This is a genomic window from Algoriphagus terrigena DSM 22685, from assembly GCF_000429445.1.
Taxonomy (GTDB): Bacteria; Bacteroidota; Bacteroidia; order Cytophagales; family Cyclobacteriaceae; genus Algoriphagus; species Algoriphagus terrigena.
In genome coordinates this window covers 1-3836 of the sequence record NZ_AUBW01000050.1, presented here as the reverse complement: position 1 = coordinate 3836, position 3836 = coordinate 1, and the positions used below count along the sequence as shown (strand labels likewise).

Annotated in this window: 2 protein-coding genes; both read left to right on the top strand. The window is 46.4% G+C overall.

The genetic code is table 11. The annotated features are described in order from the left end of the window. Nucleotides 1-142 precede the first annotated feature (142 nt). Entirely contained in the window at nucleotides 143-2482 is a 2340-nt protein-coding gene (locus G459_RS0123810) for a PKD domain-containing protein (protein WP_157373443.1), read from the top strand. 88 nt (nucleotides 2483-2570) lie between these two features. After that, the gene (locus G459_RS0123805; RefSeq protein WP_026969823.1) at nucleotides 2571-3590 is read left to right on the top strand and encodes a PorP/SprF family type IX secretion system membrane protein; all 1020 of its coding nucleotides are present in this window, start codon (nucleotides 2571-2573) and stop codon (nucleotides 3588-3590) included. The last annotated feature ends 246 nt before the right edge of the window (nucleotides 3591-3836 follow it).

The following is a 3836-nucleotide window of genomic DNA, read 5'->3' as shown; positions in this document are numbered from 1 at the left end:
AACCGTCTTCCAGATCAAGCAGCTTTGTGAAAAAATTCTCTGTGAACATCTTTTTGCCTAAAGATACCATTTCCATTAAATTCGTGGTAGAACCTGTTTTATAATCCCTTTGTCATTTATTTATGATTCTAAATAACTGGGGTTGAAGGGATATCTAAGATTACTCGCGCTGTTCGGATTTGTTTTGCTTGGAATCCAGGCATCGGCGCAAGTTGGTTTTCCCTATTGTGAAACGTTTCAGACGCCAAGTACCCAGGCAAACACAATCTATGGCGGCGACGCAAGATTAGTTGACGGAGTTCTTCGTCTCACCAGCAATCAACAAAACCAACGAGGATACATATATATAGATGTACCCTTTCCCTCATCCTACGGTTTGAAGGTAGAATTCGAATACTTCAGCTACGGCGGCACCGGACAGTTTTTAGCCGACGGCCTTTCGATGTTTCTGTTTGATGGAGATACCCAGAGCTTTAATTCCGGAGGGTTTGGGGGATCGTTGGGGTATGCGCCGCGAAGTGCTGAGCCGGGTGTTTCGAATGGATACTTAGGAATTGGCTTTGATGAATTTGGAAATTTTGGAAATAGTTCTGAAGGCAAGAACGGCGGTTTTGCAGGAGTCGGTCAGAATGAGCTCGTACCCAATACGGTTGTCTTGCGTGGTCCGGGAAATGGAAATTCGGGATACCCCTTTATAACAGGTAAAAAGACGATGAGCTCTGGCCCCGACGGTGTGTTACCAGGCGGTCAGTTCGAGATCAGTTCCGGAGGAGCAGGTACTTCAAGGGTCACAGACCGCAATGCGGTGGGATATCGTAAGGTCAATTTGAACTTGGAGCCAAATCCCAACGGCGTAGGTTTTTTTGTAATCCTGTCGATGGTAGTGACTACCCAGCCAATTCTGCCGCGACAGATTACCATATTTGAGCAACCTTATAATTTCCCCGCTCCGAAGAATCTGAAGATCGGATTTGCCGCGTCCACCGGTGGCTATTCCAATTTTCATGAAATCCGAAACCTTATCGTGGAAGTTTCCGCTGATGATAAACTTCAAGATCCTGTTGGAGTTGACCTGACGGATTTCGCGGCCTGCGCCGGTCAAGAAAATCAGTATTACATCACCGATGACGATATTGTCCTGCCCAATGAGAACAGTGTAATCCGATGCCTTCAATTTTATGAGTCGATTGGAGATATCGAAAGCGAGTCAGAAGATCTTTGCTCACAGGCCCGGTGCTTGGAGCAGAATCGATTCCTGATTTTGCCCCAAGGCACCTTCGCGGCGAGTGACCAGGCCGGAGGGTTTACATTTTTTCCCAATGAAGAATATGCCGGGCAAGAAGTGACGGTTTTTTATACCATCACGGACAGCTATGGCAAGTCCTCCAAGGGTAATTCGGTTACCCTGAAAATCGAGGAATCGCCTATGCCGATCAAGCTCTCAGTGTCACAGGCAAACGAGGTGCTGGACGTCGTTGATATTTGCCCCGGAGAATCGGTGGATATGGAGGGATCTGGTGAAGAAGAGTACGAGCGATTTGAATGGTACAAGGATGGTGAATTGATTGAGGGGGCGGTCGAGCCAATCTTTACTGCGAGCGAGGTAGGCGAGTATGAGATGAGGGGATACAATGCAAAAAACTGCCCCGCCGTCAGTAATAAGGTGCGGATAGCAATGCCGGAGTTTCCTGAATTGGCAATTGATTCTCCTCTGGTGGGCTGTACTCCTGGTCAACCGGTGGATGTCACAGCGCAGATTTCTGGGTACAACGCCGAGATTTACGACTATCAGATTTCTGGAATGGGACTTTCACTCATGAATGATGAATTGAAATCTGTTGGTCTGTCTGGTAATTATGAGCTTCGGGGGAAACTGAAAAGTCTAGAATGCTATTCTGAGCCGGTGCCGGTGGAGATATTTATTCAGGAGACAGAGTTGACAGTAGATTTTGATTTTGGAGTGGAGGGTACTGGGGTGAAAGACGAGACCGGGGGAGGTGTTTTCCCGGACGATGTGATTCAGTTTGAAGACCTGTCGGATGAGAGAACCGTGAGCTGGGATTGGGATTTTGGAGATGGGTCGACTTCTCAGGAGCAAAACCCGGTACATGTTTTTGGGAAAAAAGGAGAGTTTGGGGTGCAATTGACTATCTCAGACCAAAATGGTTGTCAGGAGAGTGTGGTGAAGACTGTCTCAATTACCCGAAGTTATCGTTTGATGGTGCCGACAGGATTTACTCCAACTGCCGCTGAGAACAAAACATTTCTCCCCAAACAGAAAGGATTGGTGAATTTCGAATTGTTGATCTTTAATACTTGGGGAGAATTGATCTTCAGATCAGAAGATCTGGAAACCGAAGGATGGGATGGTACCCTTGAAGGGAAACTCTTGGATGCCGGCGTCTATGCCTATCGGATCAACGGCATCGCTACAGATGGAGAAAAGGTGGTAGATAGTGGCAAATTCAGATTGATCCGATGAAATCGAGCATGACTCAAGTGTCACACACTGGGATGATTATTCGCTATGCGAGATTCCATGTGGCCAAAAAAACATCAATTATAAACACATGAAAAGGGCATTGATGTGTTCGCTGCCTTTTCTCTGGAGCTCTTTGGCTTTCGCCCAGGATATCCAGTACAGCCAATACTATGCAAACCCCATTTATTTGAATCCTGCGTTCACAGGAAGCACGAGCCTGACCAGAGTCGGGGTTAATTTTAGAAATCAGTGGCCAGCGATGGACGCAAGCTTTGTGGCTTACACAGCGTACTTCGATCATTATGAGGAGGGAATCAATTCAGGGTTTGGGCTGATTATTCAAGGGGCCCAAGAGTCATTTACCCAGACTAGACTGAATGAAATCGGCTTGACATATTCCTATCGATTGAAGTTGAATGAGAAAAACTATATCCAAGCAGGCGTTCAGGGGAGCTTTGTGGCGAGGGACGCGCTATTTGATCGCGTTATTTTGGGTACACAGTTGAATATCGATACGGGACAAATAGTGGGAGAACCCGGCGAGGGATTTGAAGGAGATAGCCAGATCAAATCGGCTGATGCGAACGCAGGTCTCTTATATTATGGTGAGAAAGCTTGGTTTGGAGTTTCAGTTGCCCATTTGCTTGAGCCGGAGATCAGCTATTTGGCTGACAACTCCAATCAGCTTCCGATGAAATATTCCCTTCACGGTGGCTACCGAATCGATTTGGCGGCTGGGGATATCAATGATTATTTCAATAATACCGACCAGGAGCGGTCACTGGGCTTGGGTTTCAATTATAAAAAGCAAGGGGAGTTTTCTCAATTGGATTTGGGAGCGGAATTTTTCTTTGAGCCGTTGGTTTTGGGAATGTGGTATCGCGGTCTTCCGACCAAGTATTCCTTGCCGAATAATGAATCCTTGGTATTCTTGTTAGGAGTTAATATTCCCGTCGGCTTAGATGTGGGCTATAGTTTTGACTATGCTATTTCCAAACTCGGAACGTCTGCCTCTGGCGGATCCCACGAATTGTCTTTACGATATGTTTTTTCGCCGAAGAAGCCCAAGAACCGCAGGTACTCCGGGCAGTCCTTCTTTAGGTATTGATTTTCAGAGCTTTTTGGAAGATTGTTCTGTTTCGGGGTTGATTTAAGTGTTCAGACGGTTGTGCTCAATTTGATTTTCTGGAAAAACCACGAAAACTTTTCTTTGATCATTTTCAGGGAGTTAGGGGAAAGGGTGGTTTTTTTTCAGTTGAGGTATTGTTGTGGAGAAAAAAAGGGGGATATTTGCACTCCCAATCGAGGCGAACGGTGTCGAGTCGAGGCGAACGGTGTCGAGGGAAATTGAAAT

Excerpts from the sequence above, each read along its gene's own strand:
- G459_RS0123805 (WP_026969823.1), top strand. The coding sequence starts at position 2,571 with ATGAAAAGGGCATTGATGTGTTCGCTGCCTTTTCTCTGGAGCTCTTTG.